Annotated in this window: 18 protein-coding genes, 1 tRNA gene and 3 pseudogenes; 5 read left to right on the top strand and 17 right to left on the bottom strand. The window is 56.5% G+C overall.

All coding sequences use genetic code 11. The features are described from left to right. Positions 1–136: 136 nt before the first annotated feature. A complete protein-coding gene (locus tag SD70_RS36795) occupies positions 137–304 on the bottom strand; it encodes a hypothetical protein (protein ID WP_197080949.1) in 168 nt (55 codons plus the stop codon). A 148-nt stretch (positions 305–452) separates the two neighbouring features. Between SD70_RS36795 and SD70_RS36790 the strand changes: the two genes are divergently transcribed. After that, complete coding sequence (locus SD70_RS36790; RefSeq protein ID WP_197080948.1) at positions 453–599, top strand: hypothetical protein; 147 nt, start codon at positions 453–455, stop codon at positions 597–599. A gap of 43 nt (positions 600–642) precedes the next feature. On the opposite strand, the gene SD70_RS05460 is transcribed toward SD70_RS36790, so the two are convergent. The 4 genes and pseudogenes from SD70_RS05460 to SD70_RS05445 all read right to left on the bottom strand — a co-directional run bounded on the left by SD70_RS05460 (position 643) and on the right by SD70_RS05445 (position 4,680). Further along, positions 643–2,031 carry a DUF4129 domain-containing protein gene (locus SD70_RS05460; protein WP_041046351.1) on the bottom strand — a complete coding sequence of 463 codons (1,389 nt, stop codon included), beginning with the start codon at positions 2,029–2,031 and terminating at the stop codon, positions 643–645. Beyond that, the gene (locus SD70_RS05455) at positions 2,000–3,127 is read right to left on the bottom strand and encodes a DUF58 domain-containing protein (protein WP_052487078.1); all 1,128 of its coding nucleotides are present in this window, start codon (positions 3,125–3,127) and stop codon (positions 2,000–2,002) included. The genes SD70_RS05460 and SD70_RS05455 overlap by 32 nt, the downstream gene beginning before the upstream one ends. Before the next feature lie 11 nt (positions 3,128–3,138). Further along, positions 3,139–4,106 (bottom strand): annotated as a pseudogene (locus SD70_RS05450) (AAA family ATPase). 211 nt (positions 4,107–4,317) lie between these two features. Beyond that, positions 4,318–4,680: a winged helix-turn-helix transcriptional regulator gene (locus SD70_RS05445; protein ID WP_041046349.1), complete on the bottom strand. Its 363-nt coding sequence runs from the start codon at positions 4,678–4,680 to the stop codon at positions 4,318–4,320. Positions 4,681–4,842: 162 nt separating this feature from the next. Here SD70_RS05445 and SD70_RS05440 point away from each other — a divergent pair. Continuing rightward, positions 4,843–5,382 (top strand): annotated as a pseudogene (locus SD70_RS05440) (NAD(P)H-dependent oxidoreductase). Positions 5,383–5,396: 14 nt separating this feature from the next. Here the strand turns inward: SD70_RS05440 and SD70_RS05435 are convergent. The 4 genes from SD70_RS05435 to SD70_RS34580 form a co-directional block, all read right to left on the bottom strand. Then, positions 5,397–6,236 carry a 1,4-dihydroxy-6-naphthoate synthase gene (locus SD70_RS05435; RefSeq protein WP_041046347.1) on the bottom strand — a complete coding sequence of 280 codons (840 nt, stop codon included), beginning with the start codon at positions 6,234–6,236 and terminating at the stop codon, positions 5,397–5,399. Continuing rightward, complete coding sequence (locus SD70_RS05430; protein ID WP_082053148.1) at positions 6,233–6,934, bottom strand: futalosine hydrolase; 702 nt, start codon at positions 6,932–6,934, stop codon at positions 6,233–6,235. The genes SD70_RS05435 and SD70_RS05430 overlap by 4 nt, the downstream gene beginning before the upstream one ends. A 374-nt stretch (positions 6,935–7,308) precedes the next feature. Further along, entirely contained in the window at positions 7,309–7,890 is a 582-nt protein-coding gene (locus tag SD70_RS05425; protein WP_041046345.1) for a CBO0543 family protein, read from the bottom strand. A gap of 136 nt (positions 7,891–8,026) precedes the next feature. After that, positions 8,027–8,242, bottom strand: coding sequence for an inositol monophosphatase family protein (locus tag SD70_RS34580; RefSeq protein WP_082053147.1), 216 nt, complete (start codon positions 8,240–8,242; stop codon positions 8,027–8,029). Positions 8,243–8,288: 46 nt separating this feature from the next. Here SD70_RS34580 and SD70_RS05420 point away from each other — a divergent pair, with 46 nt between their 5' ends. Beyond that, positions 8,289–8,777 carry a DinB family protein gene (locus SD70_RS05420; RefSeq protein WP_041046343.1) on the top strand — a complete coding sequence of 163 codons (489 nt, stop codon included), beginning with the start codon at positions 8,289–8,291 and terminating at the stop codon, positions 8,775–8,777. 53 nt (positions 8,778–8,830) lie between these two features. Here the strand turns inward: SD70_RS05420 and SD70_RS37655 are convergent, their stop codons facing one another. The 5 genes and pseudogenes from SD70_RS37655 to SD70_RS05405 form a co-directional block, all read right to left on the bottom strand. Then, the gene (locus tag SD70_RS37655; protein WP_231571054.1) at positions 8,831–9,256 is read right to left on the bottom strand and encodes a hypothetical protein; all 426 of its coding nucleotides are present in this window, start codon (positions 9,254–9,256) and stop codon (positions 8,831–8,833) included. Then, positions 9,245–9,518: pseudogene (locus SD70_RS37650) on the bottom strand (response regulator); the annotation flags it as partial. The pseudogene SD70_RS37650 and the gene SD70_RS37655, both read right to left, overlap by 12 nt. A 632-nt stretch (positions 9,519–10,150) precedes the next feature. Next, a complete protein-coding gene (locus tag SD70_RS05410) occupies positions 10,151–11,464 on the bottom strand; it encodes a glycoside hydrolase family 44 protein (RefSeq protein ID WP_197080947.1) in 1,314 nt (437 codons plus the stop codon). Further along, positions 11,361–13,472: a cellulose binding domain-containing protein gene (locus SD70_RS32875; protein ID WP_052487076.1), complete on the bottom strand. Its 2,112-nt coding sequence runs from the start codon at positions 13,470–13,472 to the stop codon at positions 11,361–11,363. Before SD70_RS32875 ends, SD70_RS05410 begins: the two co-directional genes overlap by 104 nt. Before the next feature lie 93 nt (positions 13,473–13,565). Next, positions 13,566–14,162 carry a response regulator transcription factor gene (locus tag SD70_RS05405; RefSeq protein WP_041046341.1) on the bottom strand — a complete coding sequence of 199 codons (597 nt, stop codon included), beginning with the start codon at positions 14,160–14,162 and terminating at the stop codon, positions 13,566–13,568. 179 nt (positions 14,163–14,341) lie between these two features. On the opposite strand from SD70_RS05405, the gene SD70_RS32870 reads away from it, so the two are divergent. Then, on the top strand, positions 14,342–15,685 hold the full coding sequence (locus SD70_RS32870) for a sensor histidine kinase (protein WP_197080946.1): 1,344 nt from the start codon (positions 14,342–14,344) through the stop codon (positions 15,683–15,685). A gap of 231 nt (positions 15,686–15,916) precedes the next feature. Here the strand turns inward: SD70_RS32870 and SD70_RS05390 are convergent. The 3 genes from SD70_RS05390 to SD70_RS05380 form a co-directional block, all read right to left on the bottom strand. Then, positions 15,917–15,989: transfer RNA gene (locus SD70_RS05390), tRNA-Val, on the bottom strand. 255 nt (positions 15,990–16,244) lie between these two features. Continuing rightward, positions 16,245–16,808 (bottom strand): hypothetical protein, encoded by a 564-nt coding sequence (locus SD70_RS05385; protein ID WP_041046337.1) that lies wholly within the window; start codon positions 16,806–16,808, stop codon positions 16,245–16,247. 192 nt (positions 16,809–17,000) lie between these two features. Further along, entirely contained in the window at positions 17,001–18,110 is a 1,110-nt protein-coding gene (locus SD70_RS05380) for a Gfo/Idh/MocA family protein (RefSeq protein ID WP_331436723.1), read from the bottom strand. Between the two features lie 69 nt (positions 18,111–18,179). Here SD70_RS05380 and SD70_RS05375 point away from each other — a divergent pair, with 69 nt between their 5' ends. Beyond that, positions 18,180–19,460 (top strand): hypothetical protein, encoded by a 1,281-nt coding sequence (locus SD70_RS05375; protein ID WP_052487074.1) that lies wholly within the window; start codon positions 18,180–18,182, stop codon positions 19,458–19,460. The last annotated feature ends 112 nt before the right edge of the window (positions 19,461–19,572 follow it).

Here is a 19,572-nt window from a genome sequence, read left to right as displayed (position 1 = left end):
GAGCGCAAAGAAAGCTAAACAAGCTGACGCCGGCAGAGTACCGACGTCAGCTAGCAGCTTAGGGCTTTTTTCAATGTCCGCTATTTGGGGTCTTGACCAGTCCGGGCCGGGTGCTTTGTTTTTTGACTTGGCAGACTCATTCCGGCTTATCGCTGCCGGCGATGCCGCACGAACCCGGATACCCGTCGTTCATGCGCCACTCCTCGAGTTTGCCGCGCATCTCTTCGTCGCTCGGCGCTTCCGCCACGAGCTTCGCCGCAGGCTGCCGGAACCCGACAAGACCTTTGCGCTTTCGATCTTGCATAGTGCGTTCACCGCCGTTTCCGCCGTATAGTATGGGCTCCACCACTATTGTGCGAAGCGGCAAGGCAATTATGCGGAAGAGGCGCTTGCCGGGATAATCGCCCCAACAATCGGAAAACATATCCTCTAAAAAGGAGGGAACGTTTGCGATGCCCGACGAAAAGCTGCGCACGGAAACCGACGGCGACCCGACAACCGCCTTCGAGGATACGCAAAAACACGAACGGACGGGGCTGAAGCTCGGCGAAGACGACGAAAATCGAAAGTCGTCGCATTGGGACGGCTACGAAATATAACGCGAACACACTCTTCGCACCTGGCGCCAGAAACCCGCATCGGTTACGAGCGGGTTTTATGGCGTGGTGCCGGGCTCTCGCGGCGCAGCAGCTCGACGTCTTCATCTGCGATGTCTCCGTCGCCGCCGCTGTAGCGCGCCTTATAATAGAGCTCGATGAGCTTATCGGCTTGCCCGCTGCCGGCGCCAGACACAGAGCTGCGGCCCGCGGCAGCTTCCCGCTCCCAATCGGCGGCGGCGCGGCGTATTTCTTCCGGCGTCAGATGGCCCGGCGCCGCGAAGCCCGCGCGGCGCAGCCGGCCGAGCCATTGCCGGTATAAATACCGGACCCGTTCGCCATTGCTGCGCAGTTCGTTCCACCGCACGCCCGCGGCGCCGCCGGCGAACCGGCGCAGCCAGCTCCGTTTCAGCGCCTTCTCCGCCAGCTCCCACGACCAAATGACGGATTCTTCATCGGTGTAGCCGGCATTTTCGGCCGGCCGGCTTGCGCGGCCGAGCAGCGCCGCGATTCGCGCCAGCATGCGTCCGGCCCAGGCCGCGATTTCGCGGCGACGGCGGTACGCGCTGCGGGCCAGCAGCAGAATGGCGGCCGCCGCCGCGGCGATGCCCGCAACATAAACCAACAGGTCCAGTGCGCGAGCGAGCCAGCCCGGCTCTCCTGGCGGGGGCAGCTGCGGCGGCGGGGGCTGCGGCGGCGGCGGCACGTCCGCTTGCCGTTTGCCGGGAGCGGAAGCAAGGATGCCGATGAGCTCGCGCAGCAGCTGCAGCAGCATGCGTCCGACCGCTTCCGACGTAGCGGCGGCAACGAACGTGCTTAGCACGATGACAGCCGCGACCATGAGACGGTTATGCCGCCGCGCCGCGGCCGGAACCGGCCTGGACTCTGCCGACAGCGTCTCGCGCTGGAGCAGCTGGCCGTTCCAGCGAAATAACAAAATCGCCAAAGAAACGATGCCCGCAGCCGTCAGCCACGGCATATATGCCGACCATTCCGGCAAACGGCTGCAGACGATACCGCTGATCGCATAGGTGGCGATGCCGACGCCATACCGCGGGACATCGGCCGCCCGCGATGCGGCGGAAGTAACCGCCATGCCGCGCCATACAGCGGCTCCGCTGCCGGCGGCGATCAGCGCCCCCGGCCACCAGAACGTCGGCGCAAGCAGTGCCCCTTCCAGCGCTCCGGCGGCGAAAGCAAGCACCCCGCGGAGCCAGACTCGCCGGACAAAATGCGCGGATAAGGCGCCGACAAGGACGGCGAGCGGCAAATGGAACAGCCACAGCAGCTGTCTGTAGCCTGTATCGAAGCCGTAAACGGCCGGGATGAGCCATACCGGCGCATACAGCAGCAGCTCCGTTACGCCGCGCAGCCAAAACAGGAGCAGCCTCCTTATCCGGCCATTAAGCTCGATTTCCGGTTGCTGACGTTCCATAGGCTTCATCCCCCCCGTTCACGCCGGTGTCCGGAACGATGACGAATTCGACGCCGTTGCCGCTTCGCCGCAGCGCCTCCGCTCCGGCGATCATGCCGTCTGCCTGATGACAAGTGAGAATGAGATAGTCCGCGCCCGATTCACCGCTCTCCAGCTCTTCCTGCAGCAGATCGGCAAACATCATGACCGATTCCAGCTCGAGCCGCGCCATCGCTTCCAGCAGCAGCTCCAGCTGGCCGGAGCCTCCTTGCGGCGCGATGCGGACCGGACGTTTGGCCGAGCCAAGGCACCAGGCGTTGCAGAGCAGGCCCGTCTCGATTCCCCGCTCCAGCGCCGCTTGCGCGATTGAAGCGGCGTAACGGATCGCTCGCTCGATGCGCGGCGGATCCGTCACCTGCTTCCACATCGATTCGCTGATTTCGACGTTGAGGGCGATCCACATCCTATGGTCGGCGGTCGCCGGCCGTTTGTGCACTTGCAGCGTTCCGGCGCGGGCCGTCGCTTTCCAATGAATGGAACGAAAGCTGTCGCCAGCCTCATACTCGCGCACCCCCGTCGTCAGAAACGGATCTTCCAGAATCCAGCGTTTGACCTCGAGCTCGCCGAGCCAGCTGTGGCTCGGCAGCGGCACGTCCCGAAGCGGCAGCGGCTTCGGGTATACGAGCAGCTGCAGCGATAACGGGCAGCGGACGGACACAGTCCCGAAGCCGAACGGATCGCCCGCCGTCATCGTCGCCGAATCGAGCGCGTACACGCCTCTCGCCGCGCAGCGCACCAGGTGGCGGCGCACGATGAGACGATACGGGCGCAAGCTGAACAAGCTTATATGATTTTGGAACAAATCGCCGCCGCGAATGTCGAGATCGGCTTGCCGCTCGAACACGAGGCGCGACGACAAGAGCGATTCGAGCCGCAGCCACGGCAAGGGCAGCAGCTTGCGGTTCGCGATCCGCTCGATCATCTCGATCGTATCGCCTTCGCTCGCTGCCGCCGTGGAGAACGTACGCTCATAGGAAACGTGCCGCAGCGCCCGCCGCTTATACAGCCAGGCGAGAGCCGCAAACACGAGGCCGGTTATGAACAGGAGCTGCAGCATGGCCGGCCCCTCTAACGCATATCCGCCGGTTCGGCCGGCACTTCGACCGACGCCAGCAAGCCGGCTACGAGTTCGCCGCTGCGGCGGGCGTCCGGCCGAAGATCGCGCCTGGCGACTAGACGGTGGCCGAGCACAGGCGCAGCGAGACGTTTGATATCGTCAGGAACGATATACGCCCTCCCTTGGACGAAGGCGTATGCCTGCGCTGCGCGCAGCAGCGCCTGGCTGCCGCGCGGCTGACGCCAAGGGCGACGTCCGGGTGCCGGCGCGACGCCTCGGCGATGCGGACGATGTACCCGAGCAAATCGTCGCTTACCCGCACATCCGCCGCCAGCCGCTGTGCATCGGCCACTTCCGCCGCGGATGCGACCGGGACCACTTCGCCCAGCGGGCTTTCCGCGCGGAACCGTTTGAGGATGCCGACTCCTTCTTCAAACGACGGGTAGCCCATGCTCAGCCTCATGAGGAACCGGTCCAGCTGCGCCTCGGGCAGCGGAAACGTACCGTGCTGCTCGACCGGATTTTGCGTCGCGAGCACGAGAAAAGGCTGCTCCAGCCGGTGCGTCACGCCGTCGATCGTCACCTGGCGCTCTTCCATGCACTCCAGCAGGCTGGACTGCGTGCGCGGCGTCGCCCGATTGATCTCGTCGGCGAGCAGCACGTTGGTGAACACAGGCCCAGGCCGAAACTCGAAATCGCTCTTTTTCTGATTGTAAAAATAAATGCCGCTCAAATCCGAAGGAAGCAAATCGGGCGTGAACTGAATGCGTCTGAACGTGCCGCTTATCGTGCGGGCGAGCGCCTTCGCCAGAAGCGTTTTGCCGGTGCCGGGAACGTCTTCCAGCAGCGCATGCCCTCCTGCCAGCAAACAAGCAAGGAGCAGATCGACCGTGTCCGTCTTCCCGACGATGACGCGTCCGATCTGCTCCCGTATATCGCGAATCATATCAACCGGCCGACTCCAACCGTTCTCCGTCATGCCGCCTCTCCACCTTCCGCTCTAGTGTAAGCTGCCAGTTTCTATTGTAAACGATTTCCTGATAGCTGACAAAACAATTGCGAGACGAAAATTTCCGCCCCAAGACAAAGAGAGGCTGCCCGGTTTTGTCGAAAAAGCGGGGCTGCGCTGCGGAACGGGAATGGGGGGCCTCCGCCCTCCTCGATAGCCTGAGCTGCCCGGAGCGGGCGGCTCACTGTTTTGCATTGGACAGCTCGGATTTGTTCAGAAATTTGCTGTGCACAAATCCCCAGCTGCACATATCCGTCAAAATCGGCCCCAAAGTTTTGCCGTGTTCGGACAAGGAGTATTCCACACGGGGCGGCACCTCGGGATACACCTTGCGGACGATCAATCCGTCCTGTTCCATTTCCCGAAGCTGGCTGGTCAGCATGCTTTGCTTCACTTCCGGGATGAGCCGCCGCAATTCCCCGAATCGTTTCGTCCCCTCGTGCAGCAGGATGAACAGGATGAACGGTTTCCACTTCCCCCCGATCGCCTGCAAGGTCGCCAAAATCCCGTTTGTATCGGCAGAACCGTAAAAACGCTCGTGCATCGTTACCTCCTCCCTAAGCCAAGTGCGCTAAAGCCGCTTTATCCCTCAAAGGTATGGAAAATAGAACTAAGTTCTGAAAAAAAGCGTACTTTTCAACGATTCTTTAACGGTCCATAATGAACGTCGTAGAAACCATCACACTTCCGCGAAAGGATGATCGTAATGAAAACGATGGTCATTGTTGCACATCCCGATCTGAAAAACTCGCGTGCCAACCGCGCCTTGGCGCTTGCGCTGAAAGCTCAAGCGGATATCGCCGTTCGCGATCTTTACCGGGAATATCCAGACTGGAGCATCGATGTGGAGAAGGAGCAGCAATTGCTGATGGAATACGACCGGATTGTATTTCAGTTCCCTTTCTACTGGTACAGCTGCCCGCCGCTGCTGAAAAAATGGTTCGATGACGTGCTTACCTTCGGATGGGCGTACGGACCGGGCGGCGAGCGCTAGCTCGGGAAAGAATTTGTCGTCGCCACTACGGCGGGAGGTACCGAAAAAGCGTACCGCTCTGGTGGAGACAACTGGTTTACGATCAGCGAATATCTCAAACCGGTACAAAGGACGGTCACCCGCTGCAACGGTACGTTTCTTCCCGCTTTTGTCGTGTACAACGCTTCCCGGGCGACGGATGACGAGCTTGCACTGGAAGCTGCGCGGTATGTGGAGCATATCCGGACTCCTTCGCGCATCCTCGTTCATTGAGCAGCGAGTAAATTTTAGCGAAGCGCCGCCGGATCGATTGTCGGCACGAGCCCTTCCTCGGCGGCCCGGCCGAGCAGCGCATTGACGGCCGCGTAGCCGTCGTCGCCCAAGTTCGCCGTGAAGTCGTTGACGTAAAGGTTAATATGAGCCTCGGCTACTTTCGGGTCCATCTCCTGTGCATGGCGCAGCACGTAATCGCGCGACGCTTCCGGATGCGCCCAAGCGTACTCGACGGATGCACGCGTCCACGCGGCAATCGCCTGCAGATCGAGCGAACGGCGCGCAACGATCGCTCCGAGCGGGATCGGCAGCCCCGTATCGGCTTCCCACCAGCTGCCCAAGTCGGCCAGCATCGTAAGCCCGTAGGACGGATAAGTGAAACGCGCCTCGTGGATGACGAGGCCGGCGTCAATCAAGCCGTCTCGCACCGCAGGCATAATTTCGTGAAACGGCATGACGACGATTTCGCCCACGCCGCCCGGAACGTTTTGCGCCGCCCATAAGCGGAACAGCAAGTAGGCGGTGGAGCGCTCGCTCGGAACGGCTACTTTGCGGCCGGCAAGCGCCGCCGGAGCCGTCATTCCGGACGTGCCGCCGACCGTCAGCACGAGCGGTCCGCAGCCTCGCCCCAGAGCGCCTCCGCAAGGGAGCAGCGCATATTCCGACAATACCCACGGCAGGGCTGCATACGAAATTTTCAGGACATCGAGATTGCCTTGGCCTGCGGCGAGTCCGTTTGTAATATCGATATCCGCATAAGTGACGTCGAGCTTCGGCGCGCCGGGCACGAGCCCGTGCACCCAGGCGTGAAATACGAACGTATCGTTCGGACAAGGGGAAAATGCGATTTTCATGATAGCACCTCCGATAAATGTGAAGCCGCCTGCTCCAGTGCCCGGAGCGCGTCGGCGATCCGCCAAGCGCTTCGGTCGCGCGGACCGACGGCGTTCGAAATAGCGCGAATTTCCAGCGCCGGCAAACCGAACGCTTGGGCTGCGACCGCTACGCCGTACCCCTCCATCGCTTCGGCCGCCGCACCGGGTACGCGGGCTCCGAGCTCGGCAGCTGTGGCAGCCGTTCCGGTCGCCGTACTTACGGTAACGATTGGCCCGAGGATAGCCGCGCACCCTGCCGTCACCAGCGACTCCGACAGGCGGGCGGCAAGCTCTGCAGGGGCGGCAATGCGGGCGGAGCCGAATCCAAGCTCGTCCACGCTGCGAAAGCCTTCCGGCGTCTCCGCTCCGAGATCGGCGGCGATCATCTCGCTTGCAACAACGAGCGAGCCTACGCCGGCGCGCCCGGCGAAGCCGCCGCCGATGCCGGCGCTTACGGCCAAATCGTATTCGCGGGCCGCGAGCGCGCGCGCAGCGCCGGCCGCGGCCGCAGCCGGACCGACGCCGGCCGCCACTACGTCAAACCGGCTGTCGCCGCCAAGTCCGCGCACAACCGCGTCCCGCTCCGCAGCAACCGCGGTGACAACGAGTATTCGCCTATAGCCGGAACGCAGCCTGGCGGGGACCGATCCCGATCCCAATTCCGATTCTATGAACATACGTAAACTCTCCCAGCAACGTGTCATTTCGATTCGCGGCGCAAAACAAAATAAGCCTTGCACGCACAAAGCTTCGCCTTTCGCCTGATGAACCGAATTCGCTATGCAACCGTGCCGAAGCGGCGGACGTTTGCAAGCCTTCTGTAATAGTACCGCAAAATGCCTGCCCTGCGCAACGCAGAAGCAGACATCCAGGCTGCCCGGGAAAGTATGGCTGCGCTGCAGATTGGAAATGCGGGTCTCCGGCTTCCTTGAACTCGTGTTCCCTCGAATTGTAATGTGGTGGGAACACGAGTTCAAAGGCGCACGCTGCGCTCCAAGGCCCACATTCCCATCCTCCTCTCCGCCTTCTCGGGCAGCCCGAGGCATTTTGCTTAGGCAGCACGGGCCCGTTCGTTTTTTTGAAACCATATAAACAAGTCGGTTATCCATTTCGACAACAGCGTAACGACCATATAACCGACGAACAAGTAAAAATAATTCATCCAGCCGTACATCTCAAACAGATGCAGCGCCGTCAAAAACGGCTTGATCACGCCCGCAAACACGATGCTGACCCCGGTTTGCACGACATAGTAGTTGTAGCCGCGGTTAAGCGACCATTGGTACATCAGCATGTAGGCGACGGGCACGAACGACGTGTCCAGAGCCAAATTGATCGGCACGAAAGGGAGCGCCTTGTACGGGTACTCCCACCATCCGTTCTTCGAACCGAACAAGTCGATATACGTATAGCAGACGTGCACGCTAAATCCGTAAAAACCAAGCAAGAGCGCTTTTCGCCGATCCATCCATAAGAACACGGCGACAAGCGGCCCGACGAGCAATAGGACGATGAACCAAAACTGCCACGTTCCCATGTGCGAATAATGCATCCAATACGATGCCCACGAGCTTGCCGCATCGGATTCCAAATTTTTCAGCTGCTTCAAATGTTGAATTTGGTCGGGCGCCATGCGTTTACCACCATTAGTTTTTTTCTGTATTATGAGGAAGCGGACGCAAAGCTATGCGCAGATTACCGATTCGGACCTCCGCAATGATGACGACATGGAACAGGACTCGAACGCGTTCAGTCCTGTTCTGCGCCGCCTATTTCAAGTAAGCCTGCAGCTCCCGATGGATCAAACCGTTGCTGCAAAATACGTCCTTCGTCGCGAGCCCGAACGGATTGCCCCGCGTATCGGTAATGCGCCCGCCGGCTACCTGCACGATGAGAGCGCCGGCCGCCGCGTCCCATATGTTCAGGCCGTGCGGCAAGGTTAATTTACATATAAACCATGCATAGCTGCATCTCCGTTCGTTCATGTAGTATAGTTTTATAGGGTTGTTATTCAGAAAGGGTTGATGTTCAATGCAGGATGTTTTGAAGCAACAATACGGCTTAATTAAGTCCACGAGACAAACTTTGTTTGCGTTTCTGGAAGAGATTCCGTTGCAAACGTTACATATCACGGTTCCAAACTTCGGCAGCGGCAGCATTATAAAGACTCACATACACGTTGCTGATTGCTATCGCTACTGGCTTGGGTCCTTCGCCTTTAAACTGAGGCGAGCCGACTTTTCGTTCGCTTCCGCGCATGATATTGAGCATTCGGACGTCAGGAAGGTTCGGGACAGATTCGAGGCAGCGGACGAGGCGGTGCAGAAGTTTTTGGATGAATTCCATTCCCGCATGCTCGAGCCTGTGGCGAATCACGTGAAGTGGCAGGAAGAACCGTGGAGCACGACTCCGTTATGGCTCTTAACCCATACCGAGACACACGAGTTTCATCATAAGGGACAAATCGTCTCGATGGCTCGGCACTTAGGTTACAATCCTCCCGATACCGATCTTGTTTGAAATGAGCTGAAAATGCGAAGAAGCCTTGCAAAGCAAGGCTTCTTCACTTCATGCTAAGGTCTTAAATACAGCCATTTCCCTCTGATTTCGGAGGGGATTAAAAAGCTCAAGTCTTCCCCGTCCTTGGAGTACATTTTGTTGGTGACAGCCGATTTTATCGGGATTCCGGTTTTAAAATAATTTTCTGCCTCCTCAAAAAGGCACTCTTCCCAGACCGGGGTGGGAGCTGTTACTTCAGCCGTTGCCTTTGAAGATGCTTCATAACCGCTTTTGCGGTAGACCCACTTCCCTTTATATTCCTCGGGACTCAAATGAAGTTCCATGGTGCTTTTGGAAAACTCCTTATTGCTGACAAGAGATTTGATTAATTTGCCCGCATTATATTGGTTTTCCGCTTCTTCAAACGTGCATTCTTCCCAATCGGGGGGAACAATTTCCAAACTGAGAACTTCAAATGTCCTGACTAATAAGTCCTCCATATCGAACGGCTTATTAAAGCAATCCAGCGCTCCATATTCGAAGCTCCTTTATCATATCTAATTCGCCGTATGCCGAAATCATGATAATCTTTGCTATTGGATCCGTTTTTTTGATTTCTTTCAATACTTCGAGTCCATCCATCCCAGGCATTTTCATATCCAAAATCACGACATCCGGTTTCACTTCGCGATAGATCTCAAGCGCAAGTTTGCCATTCGATGCTTGGTATGGTTTTAAACCGTGCCTCCCAAACTCCACCATCAATAAGACTCTAATACCGTTCTGATCATCGACGATAAGTATCTTTTTTCCCGAAGCTTGCGCTTCCCTTTCTTTCTCCAGCCTTTGTTTCTCTTTTTCGAACCGCTTTTGTTCTTTTTCTTTCTCGAGAAGCAGTTGTTGCTCTTGAAATTTCTTTAGTCTTTCTTCCTCACGTCTTCGAAGTGCTTCTCGTTGACGGGTTCTTTCGTCAATTTTCATTCCTATTTTGTATAAAATAAAACTTATCACAAAAAGTATTAACAGCCCCACTATAGACCAAAAAATGATGGGATGATGGTTAAATATCCATAATACTCCCGAACCTATTAGTAAAACGATGACTATAACTGCAGTTCCTGCATCACCATCGCCGTTTTTATTTTGGTTATGGTAATCCGATCTTGCTTGCTGGCGTATCATTTCGTCGTTATAAATTCGCTGCTGTCTTTCAAATTCGTTCATCCGTGTTATCCTCCGCTGTTGATGCAACAAAATTCGACGCTCTTCCCGTTTTTTCCTGCACAAAAAAGATTGCCGCAGCAGTTCCCGCAATGATTCGTATGATAAGTTCCTCACAACAAAAAAAGCTCTTTTGCAAGAGCTTTTTTGTGATCGCCCCGGACCGATTTCGGCTATTGCGCCTTCAGTACGATGTGTACGGCCGTCAGCTTCGGGATCGTGTACGCAAAGGTCGAACCGCTGATGCCGGTGACCGGCGCCCGTTCCGTTACGGTCGGGCTGCTGCCGTCGAAGGCCCAGACTCTGGCCGACGCATACCGGGTTCCTCCGGCGATGTTGAAGACGGCGTTCATGTCAAAGTCGTTATTCTTGTTGAGCGCGATCAGGTGAAGGTCATTGTTGCTGTCTTTGAATACCGAGCCGTAGATGGAGCTGTTGTCGATATCCGATGTTTCCGCTTTGATCTTCGTATCTCCGAACGCGGAATGATTGCCGTCATAGTTGGTGTACAGGTTGAAAGCCGAATTGATGTAAGGAGCATCCGTCAAGCCGTTGACCATTTTCCAGAAATTCGTTTCGTACACCCCGTATTTGCCGAAAATACCGAGCAAATCCGCTTCCGCGATACCGCCGTATACGTTATTTTCTCCGCCGTAGTTGTATTCCGTAATGGCGATCTTCGTATCGGGATTGTACATGTCGATCGACTGCTTCAGCCTCGGAATGAGCGGCAGGTAGGAGCTGCGCCATTGGCTGATCCAGCTGTTCTCCGTGTAGCTCGGATCCCACAGCGACCGCGGCGCCTGCATGCGCGCTTTGTTCGCTTCCAGGTTGTCGTAGGAGGCGCGGTCCGTAATCCGGTAGCCGCCGGCCTGCACTTCGGGATACCAGTGAATATCCAGTACGTCAAGCAATCTCCGGCCCTCTTGAAGAGAAGCGATTCTGAATTTGTCCAGATAGTAATCCATATACCAGCTGTAGCTGCCCTTCACCGAGATCCAGTCGTCGGCGCCGTGCATATCGTACATTTCGTCGATGCCGTAGGAGACGGGACCGAACATTTGAGCGGAAGGGTCAACTTTCTTGACCGCTTTCGCCAGATCGATTCCTTTGCTCACCACTTCGGCGGCCCCAGGTTTGGAAGGATGCATATAAGGATGGGAGCTGTACCACAGGCTAGGCTCGTTATCGATCTCATAGCCTTTGATTCCCGTCGGTGTCGAGGCGTCGCCGAACTGGTGCGCCATCAGGTTGACGAATTCGTCCATGTACACGACATGATCGTTCAAATCCGGGGTCAAGCTGAACGGTGCTCCTTTGGCCGCCTTGACTTCGTCCCATCTTTCGGAAGGTGCCGTTTCCCCCTGCGTCACGTCCCCGTTCTTATCTCTTGCCACATACCCTGCCGTCTGCAGCGTCGCCAGGGTGAAGGCTTCCCTTCTCCAGAGATTTTCGATGGAAACCCGCCACGCCGACCCCGGGCTCATCCATATTCCCGCCCCAAGGCACGCCGCCATAGTACCAAGGAATGTAGTTGTCGCTTCTATTGAAATAGTCGGCACCGGCATTGGAAGCGTTGTTCTCCCAGTTGTAGGTGGACATCCGGTTGCCGCCAATTCTTCTGGCGCCCCACTTGTCGATTCCGGCAAGATCTTCGTTCGTCCCGTAAATATAAGGGCTGATCGGCGCTCTGTCCGCTGAAGTGTCCACCTGGAAGTTCACCGTGAACGGTCCTGTCGGCACAAAAATCGTATTCGCTTTGATCAAATCGCTCCAAGGACCGAGTGTGCCGCCGTCCTTCGCTCTAACCCTGTAAGAGTGCTGAGACCCGGAGACGAGGCCGCTATGCTGGTAGGTTGTGTTCGTGCTGACGTCCGTAACGGTACCGTCGACCTCGATGTCATAGCCTGTAACGGCTTCGGTCAAGCGGTCCCAGGTGACGGTCACCGCAGTCTCCGCCGGCTTCGCTTTAACATTCGCAGGCGCGGGCAGCACTTGCTGGCCTGTCGTCTTCACGGTGAGCGGAGAGCTCCATATGCTTACCTTGCCCGCTTGCTTGGTTCGCACTTTATAAGTGTGCCACGTTCCAGGCCGAAGCCAGGAGTCGGTGTAGCGCGATTCGGTCAAATTTTCGATAAGCCGGCCGTCCGCCTCCACATCGTATCCGGTTGCGTCCACTACGGCATCCCAGGTGACGGCAATGGACGTATCCGCCGCAGCGGCGGTCAGATTGGACGGATAAGGCGGGATGTCGAGCAGCGCGGGCTCAGCGCCCCAATTCAAGTGACCGGACAAGTAGCCGGTTGATTTTACGCTGTCCTGGACTGCGGAAGAGTTCGTAAACGAATAATCATCGGTCTGGTTGAAGGAGGACCAATCCTGCTTGTTGAACCATGTGTATACGCCGACTTTGGCGTTTGGCGCCAGCGTCCCGGCGGCGGCAGTAAACCCGATCTCCAAATAATAATCCGCGCTGGCCGACGGAACCGGCATTTTGACGAAGCGCGCCGTAACGTTCGCTTTTGCCGTTGTCGTCCAGAAGTCAACCGCCAACGGCTTCTCGCCGTCAATGGTAAAATAATATCTCGCTTTCATGTCGCTGAGATTCAGCGGCTCATTGCTCACATTCGTAATTTCGAGGCCTGGACTCGGCTGCTGGGTGGACGCGTTCGAGTTCGTTTTTACGCTTACTTTGATTTTGGAACCGCTCGTGGAGGAAGCGACCGTAAATTGCCCGGCATCCGCGTTCACATGGTACGTTTGGGTGCGGTCCGGTTTCAGGACGTCGATCTCCACTTTATACGGGCCTGCCGGCGCATCTTGCGGAACGGCCCATGAGGCGGGAAAATGTTTGGCTTGCGCCGCTTCAAACGTTTGCGCAAACGTTTGTACCAGAGCCTTGACGCCGTCCGGCCGGATCACATTGACGTCAACCAGCGCTTCGGCATATACGCTGGCCGTTACGGTAGCGTCAATGCCGACCGAATTGCCTGGCGCGAGACTGCTCGGGGTCGCCGCCGCGCTGCTCGTAAAGCCGGGCGCGGAGGAGCCGCCGCCGCTTACATTGATTTTGGCTGCTCCCGCTTGCCATTTGTACTGGCCGTTCCAGCCGGCGCCGAAGATGCCGAGGCTGACGATATAGCTGCCTTGCGGCAGATTGGCTGGGACGCTCCACGTGAACGGGACCGTCGTCTGCTCACCTGCAGTTACATTCACATTATCCTTGAACATTTGCGCCACTTTCTTCAAGGAAGCATCGAAAATTTCCAAATCGACTAAGACAGATAAATTTTCCGGAGACTTGACATTCACATTCACGACGGTGCTCGAACCGGGACTCACGGTCGCCGGGAGCGCTTCGGCGGACGTTTCTATGGAAACCTCCGCTGCCGCGGAATTGGCCGGACCGAACAATCCGAAGACGCTCAGCATCAGCACGCAAGCCATGAATGCTGCCGGCAGACGAAGCCGGATTTTGTTGAATCGTACGAACAATACAGGTATCTCCCTTCCAAGGTTTGGATGAACAACAAATCGGAGTATACCTGACAACTCGCGCTGCAGAAAGGGTGATTTTTCTCACCCCCTTCATTCGTCCTGACGATCGTCGGTCCGCAGTTTATTTCTGATGCTCTTCAGCTGAGATTTGATCGTGTTGACCGATTTGAACAGCTTTTCGGCAATTTGGTTTTTGCTTAGTCCCTTTTCCCGCCATTTATAAACCTCTTTTTCCATCGGGGTAAGAACGCTCAGCTGCATTTCCCGGACAAGCACCGGAGCGGCATCCGGATGGATGGCCGACCTGCCGGAGTAAGCGTCTCGAATCGCCTTCAGGATGTCCTCGCAGCTTGATTTGGTCATATAGTTCGTTGCGCCGTTCTGAAACGAGCGAATAATGACGTCTTCTTCGTCTATGGAAGTCAGCATCACGATCCGGATCGGGCGCTGCTGCGTGGATAGGCGGTTTATTTCTCTGGCTGCCTCCAAGCCATCGAGATTATTTTCCGTCAAGTTGACATCGAGCAGGACGACATCCGCCTCGCTCCGCCGCAGAACGGCTACCGCTTCCTCCCGGTCGGTGGCCGTTCCCACCACCTCGATATCCGCCTCGGCGCCCAAATCCCGGGACAATCGCGATCGCCAAAAAGCGTCGTCTTCCACTAGCAAAACTTTGATTTTGCTCATCGTATCCCTCTTTTAATGAAACCGATTTTCCATTAATATCTTCATTATATGGGCTTCTATTTTTTAGCAGAAGATCTCTTTTTTAGGGGGCTACTCCTATCGTTTATATCCTTATGTTTATAGCCGTTTGGTCTCTTTCGATTATCCTGATTCGCAACGGAAAAACCGGATTTCCGCTCATGATAGGAATCGCTTTGGCCATCGGGGGCTGCAGCAGCTTCTCGGCTTCTACGAACCTGGTCATCATCCCCTTCCTGGAACGACACCATCCGCTCCCGCTCCCGTTCAAACAAACGCTGATCACGATCACTGTCATCGCGGCATATATGTACTGGTACTTTCTACATTGGGCTTTCCTGGCCAGCTCCTTCTACTTCTGCAACTGGAAATTCAAGCGGAGGAAAACCGTCATCGCTCTTCTTGCGCTTCCGCCTCTCCTCCTGCTAATCTACCATCTCGCCACCAGTCCCTTTCACGTCATCGACATCGCGTCCATCCGATACAAAGTCGGCATCTATATGCTGGCCGGCTGCATCGGCTTTGTTATCGGCTGCTGGAAAGAAAAAAATGCCGCGATCCGCAAGGGCCATATTCGAACGGCCAGCGTCACTATTATCGCCCTTCTCTGGTCCTACTCTATGGATTTCGCCGGCACCTCCCGGCTGACGTTTGAGCTCTCGGGAGTGACCATCGAAAGCAACGGCCTGTGGCAGTTCAATTATTTGCTTATTTTGCTGATGGTTGTCTGCTTTATCGTTTACGGCGTGAAATACGGCATGTGGGGAATCAAAGTGCGGTTTGAGAGAGAGAGGTACGATTACTCGATGCGAGCTTTGACGTTAGGAACGTCCATCCTCAGCCATTCGCTCAAAAACGAAATCTCCAAAATCAATTACTTGAACGAACGAACGAAAACTTATATCGAGAACGGGCAACCTGAGACGGCTGTCGAACAGCTGGCGGTCATTCACCAGATTACGAGTCATATGCTGAACATGATCAACCGGATCAAGGAGAAGGCGAACAATATCATTCTGATCGAGCGCCCATATTCGCTCCAGACGATTATCGACTATACGATTCAAACGATTGCCCCGATCCTCGAGGCCAAGCATATGAAGCTCATGACCCGCTGCGAAGCGGACGGAGAATTGATCTGCGACATCGACCATCTGAAGGAAGTGTTGAACAACCTATGCCTGAATGCGGTTGATGCGATGCGGCCGGGCGAGGGGGTTCTCGAAATATCCACCAAATACAGCAAAAATAAATTGACGATCGCCGTCAAGGACAACGGTTCCGGCATCGCCGACGCAAACATCGAGAAAATATTCGATCCCTTCTTTACGACCAAAAGGAATCCGGACCGGTTCGGGCTTGGACTCAGCTATTGCTACGGCGTCATGCAAAAGCACGGCGGCTCTATTCTAGTAGCCGAAACGGAGCGCGACAAAGGAACTACTTTTGTACTGCGCTTTCCGGGCAAGCAGTTCACGCCAAAGCAGGTGCCCGGACATGGGTGACCGTCATCGAGCTCTCGAATCTCATTCGAGGCTTATTTTTTGGGATGAGCATAGCCGCTGTCGGGGGTGTTCGTCATCGGCTCATCGCACTTCAGGTAGACACTATAGGTCTTCTATCCGCTTCCGCCACCTGCGGCGCAGCTGCGACTTTCACCCTCGAGCATTGTGCGCTGCCGATCGCGCATCAAAAAAAGCCCTTTTGTTAAAGGGCTTCTTCCGTAATAAAACTAATGACTCGGACTGGGTTCGAACCAGCGACCCCCACCCTGTCAAGATGGTGCTCTCCCGGCTGAGCTACCGAGTCATGCTAGCGTCGTTTTGCGGCGACAAGTTGTATGATATCAAGGATTGGAACAGATGTCAACCGCGGACAAAGCATTTTTAACGAAAACAAGCTATCCGCCGACGACAACAATCGCCACGTCTTTCCCCTTCGCATGCCGCTAATCTGCAGCCGGTGTCGAACGCGACCGATTCCTGCGCTCGCCCGGGAAATAGAAGGGCCGCATCGCGGTTTGCGAAGCGGCTCCGAGGCAGGCTGCACCGGGCACAGCCTGTCTTATTTTTGTTCCAGGTTCGCCACGATGAAGTTGTCGCCGGATTTCTTCATCGTATAGACGGCTCCGTCCTTCGTCGTGAACTTCACTTGATCTTTCGTGTTGGCCGCGTCGAAGGCAATCTCTTCTTTCTTCGAGTCGGTGAGAGATTTTTTGTAGAAGTTGTCCTTGTTAATGATAGGCGAGTCGCCGGATTTTTTGTCGGTCACGTAGAACGCCACCATGCTCTTGACGAGCGCCGGATCATAAAATCCGGACAAGAACGCCGTTGCCTTGTCTTGATCAGGATAATACTTGTTCAAAATGAAATTGCCGTCTTTGTCTTTGTTATCGTGAAAGACAAAATCGATTTTTTCTTGCGCCATACGCGCTGCCAAATACGCTTTCGTATTGATCGCGTCCTGGGTTTCCGCGGGAGCGGCGGCTGGAGTCTGCTGCCCGGCGGCTGGCTGCTGCTGGCCTCCGGCGTTAACGGTTTGAGTCGCTCCGGAATCGTTCTTGCCGCAAGCTGCGCCGGTCGCAATAACAGATAAAAGCACTGCGCCGGTAACGAATTGTTTCATCATAAAGAATGCACCTCTTGCTGAAAATGGTAGTATTGGCGGATCATGCTATAAAACGACTAGTCGTTCTATTTAAGATCACGATTAGTACTATACCGAAATCCGCTCTTTTTGGCAAGAGTCTCCACCGGAAAAAATTGTTATAAATAAGTGGTCGGCGCTCCTCGAGCGCCGCTCCGATGTTCCCTAATAAGATTACTGCTCGATGACGATCCGCTTCCCCTCGCGAGCGGATGTAAGGCAAGCTTCCAGCGCTTTCATGTTCCTTACGCTATCCCACGGATCGAACGGCTCCGGCTCGCCGAACAGTATCGTCCTCGCAAACCGGTCTACCTCCAGCGCGAACTGGTTAAGCCGCTCCATCGGCTCCTCGCGCGTCTCCCCACGCACCGTCACAAGCAAGTTCGGATTCAGCGGGTCGCGCAGCGTAAACGCCGACGGCAGCACGATCAAGCCATCCGTCCCGCGGATTTCAAGCCTGTTCGTGAACTCCGCCCACATCCCGCATTGGAACGTAAACCCGACGCTGTTCGGGAACTCCAACAGACCGGAGGCCATCATGTCGACATCGTCATATTGCGGAGAAAACAGAGCCTGCACCGTCGCAGCGACCGGCTCTTGTCCGAGCACGTATCTGGCCGCGCTGATCAAGTAGCAGCCGACGTCGTACAAGCCGCCCCCTCCCATCTCCCGCGAGAAGCGTACGTCTTGGGCTACGGCAGACTTGTTGAACGTGTACGTTCCGTGCATCGCCCGAATGTCGCCTAGCTCCCCGGAAGCCACGATTTCACGGACACGGTCGTATCGGGGGTGATACCGGTATACGAACGATTCCTGCAGTTTCACACCGAACTGCTCGCACGCTTCGACCATTTGCACCGCGTGCCGCTCCGACAGCGACATCGGCTTCTCGCACAGAACGTGCTTGCCAGCCCGCGCGGCGCGAATCGTCCATTCGCGATGCAAATGATTAGGCAGCGGAATGTACACGGCATCGATATCCGGATCGGCCAGCAGCTCGGCATAGCTGCCGTAATGCTTCGCAATGCCGTGCGTTTCGGCGGCTGTACGCGCCTTCTCCCGGTCCCGGCTGGCAATCGCGGCGACCTCGCCGAACTGCGACTGCTTGACGGCCGGAATGAACGATCTGAATGCAATTTGGGCGCAGCGACAACGCCCCAGCGCAAACGTCGATTCATATGTAACACCTCCGCAACAGGATTGGAAAATGGTCCGATTGCTATTGTAGCATATCGCTACCATTTTATATGAGCTTATTTCAAATTTACTGCGCATTATGTACATGCATGCTTCCCCTGCCAACGACAAATAATGAGAAAGTTACGAGCCGAGGATGACGGGAGGTCAGGATCCATGCGACAAGCGAAACAAGCGGCGGTCCGGCTCGTTGTGTCGGTACTTGCGGCAGCGCTCGTTGCCGCCGCCGGAGCAAACGTACTGAAACCAGCAATAGCAGCGTCTGCTGCTAACACCGTCACAGCGGGCATAAGCGCACGAACCTTATCCTTCCTGCAAAATATCGCACCGGAACCGGAAGCTGGGGATGCGGAACAGCCCGGGCAACGTTCGGCTGCAAGCGACTCGCTCGATGCCGTCGTGCTGACGGTGCGAACATCCCGCACAGCGGCATATGAAGCGCGCGAGGAGCTGCCTAGCCGCGGCTTGCGCCGTGCGTTGGAAAATGCGGCGCAGCATCGGGAGGACGCTCCGCAATCGCGCACGCGCACGGAGCGGCTGGATACGTTCGTATCCTGGCCGGGCACGAACGGGACATACGCCGTCGACGAAGACGGGTCCGTCGTCGACCTTGCCGCGGGTGTCCGGCTCCAATTGTCCGAACGGTGGCGGCGCGAGCTGCGCAGCGCGCAGGAGCGCGTGCGAGCCCGCTTTTACGGGGTATTGCTCCCGTGGAGCGAGGCGAAAGCGGCGGTGCCTCGCATGGCCAAGTTCGATGTTATCGATCTCGAGACAGGGCTTACGTTCCAAGCACAGCGGCGGGCAGGCAGCGCCCATGCAGACGTTCAGCCGCTTACCAAAAACGACTCGGCCACGATGAAACGCATTTACGGCGGCAGCTGGAGCTGGGACCGGCGCGCGGTGCTGCTTCGTTACGACAACCGGCTGTTCGCAGCCTCGATGAACGGCATGCCCCACGGCGGCGACGGCATACCCGGCAACGGCTTCAACGGCCATTTCTGCATCCATTTTCTCGACAGCATGACGCACGGCAAAGCGAATATCGATCTCGCCCACCAAACGATGATTCACAGGGCCGCAGGAAAGCTGCCTTCGTTTTTGCGCGGCCTGTCTCCTTATCAAATCTCAGAGCTGTTCGTTATTGCTTATAATCAGCAAGACCGGCAATTGCTCGATATGCTAGCAGCCGAAGGCGATGCCCAAACCATCGTCTCGGACGCTTTCCGGGACAGGAGAGTGAAGCTTCTGCGCGTTAGCGAACCGCTCCCCCGGTGGGAAGATGCGGAACGGTTCGAAACGGGCGAACCGAGCGTCGCCTGGACGATGCACGTCACCTTATATGAGGAAGGATCGTCCAGAGGCCGCGGCGCCGATTTGACCTTCGACCTCGTCCGCAGCCCGTCCGAAGGTTGGCTCATTCGCAGCATCTCGCTATAAAAAATGAAAAAGCGCCGAGAGCGATCTCTTGGCGCTTTTTTTTCAGCCATCCCTGCCGAGATGGAACCGTTGCCTATTCCTAGACCGGGATCAGTTCTCGTCATCGGGCTGT

Source organism: Gordoniibacillus kamchatkensis (assembly GCF_000829455.1).
Classification (GTDB): domain Bacteria; phylum Bacillota; class Bacilli; order Paenibacillales; family NBRC-103111; genus Gordoniibacillus; species Gordoniibacillus kamchatkensis.
Note: the sequence above shows the minus strand (reverse complement) of the source record. Positions and strands in the feature narration are given on the sequence as shown.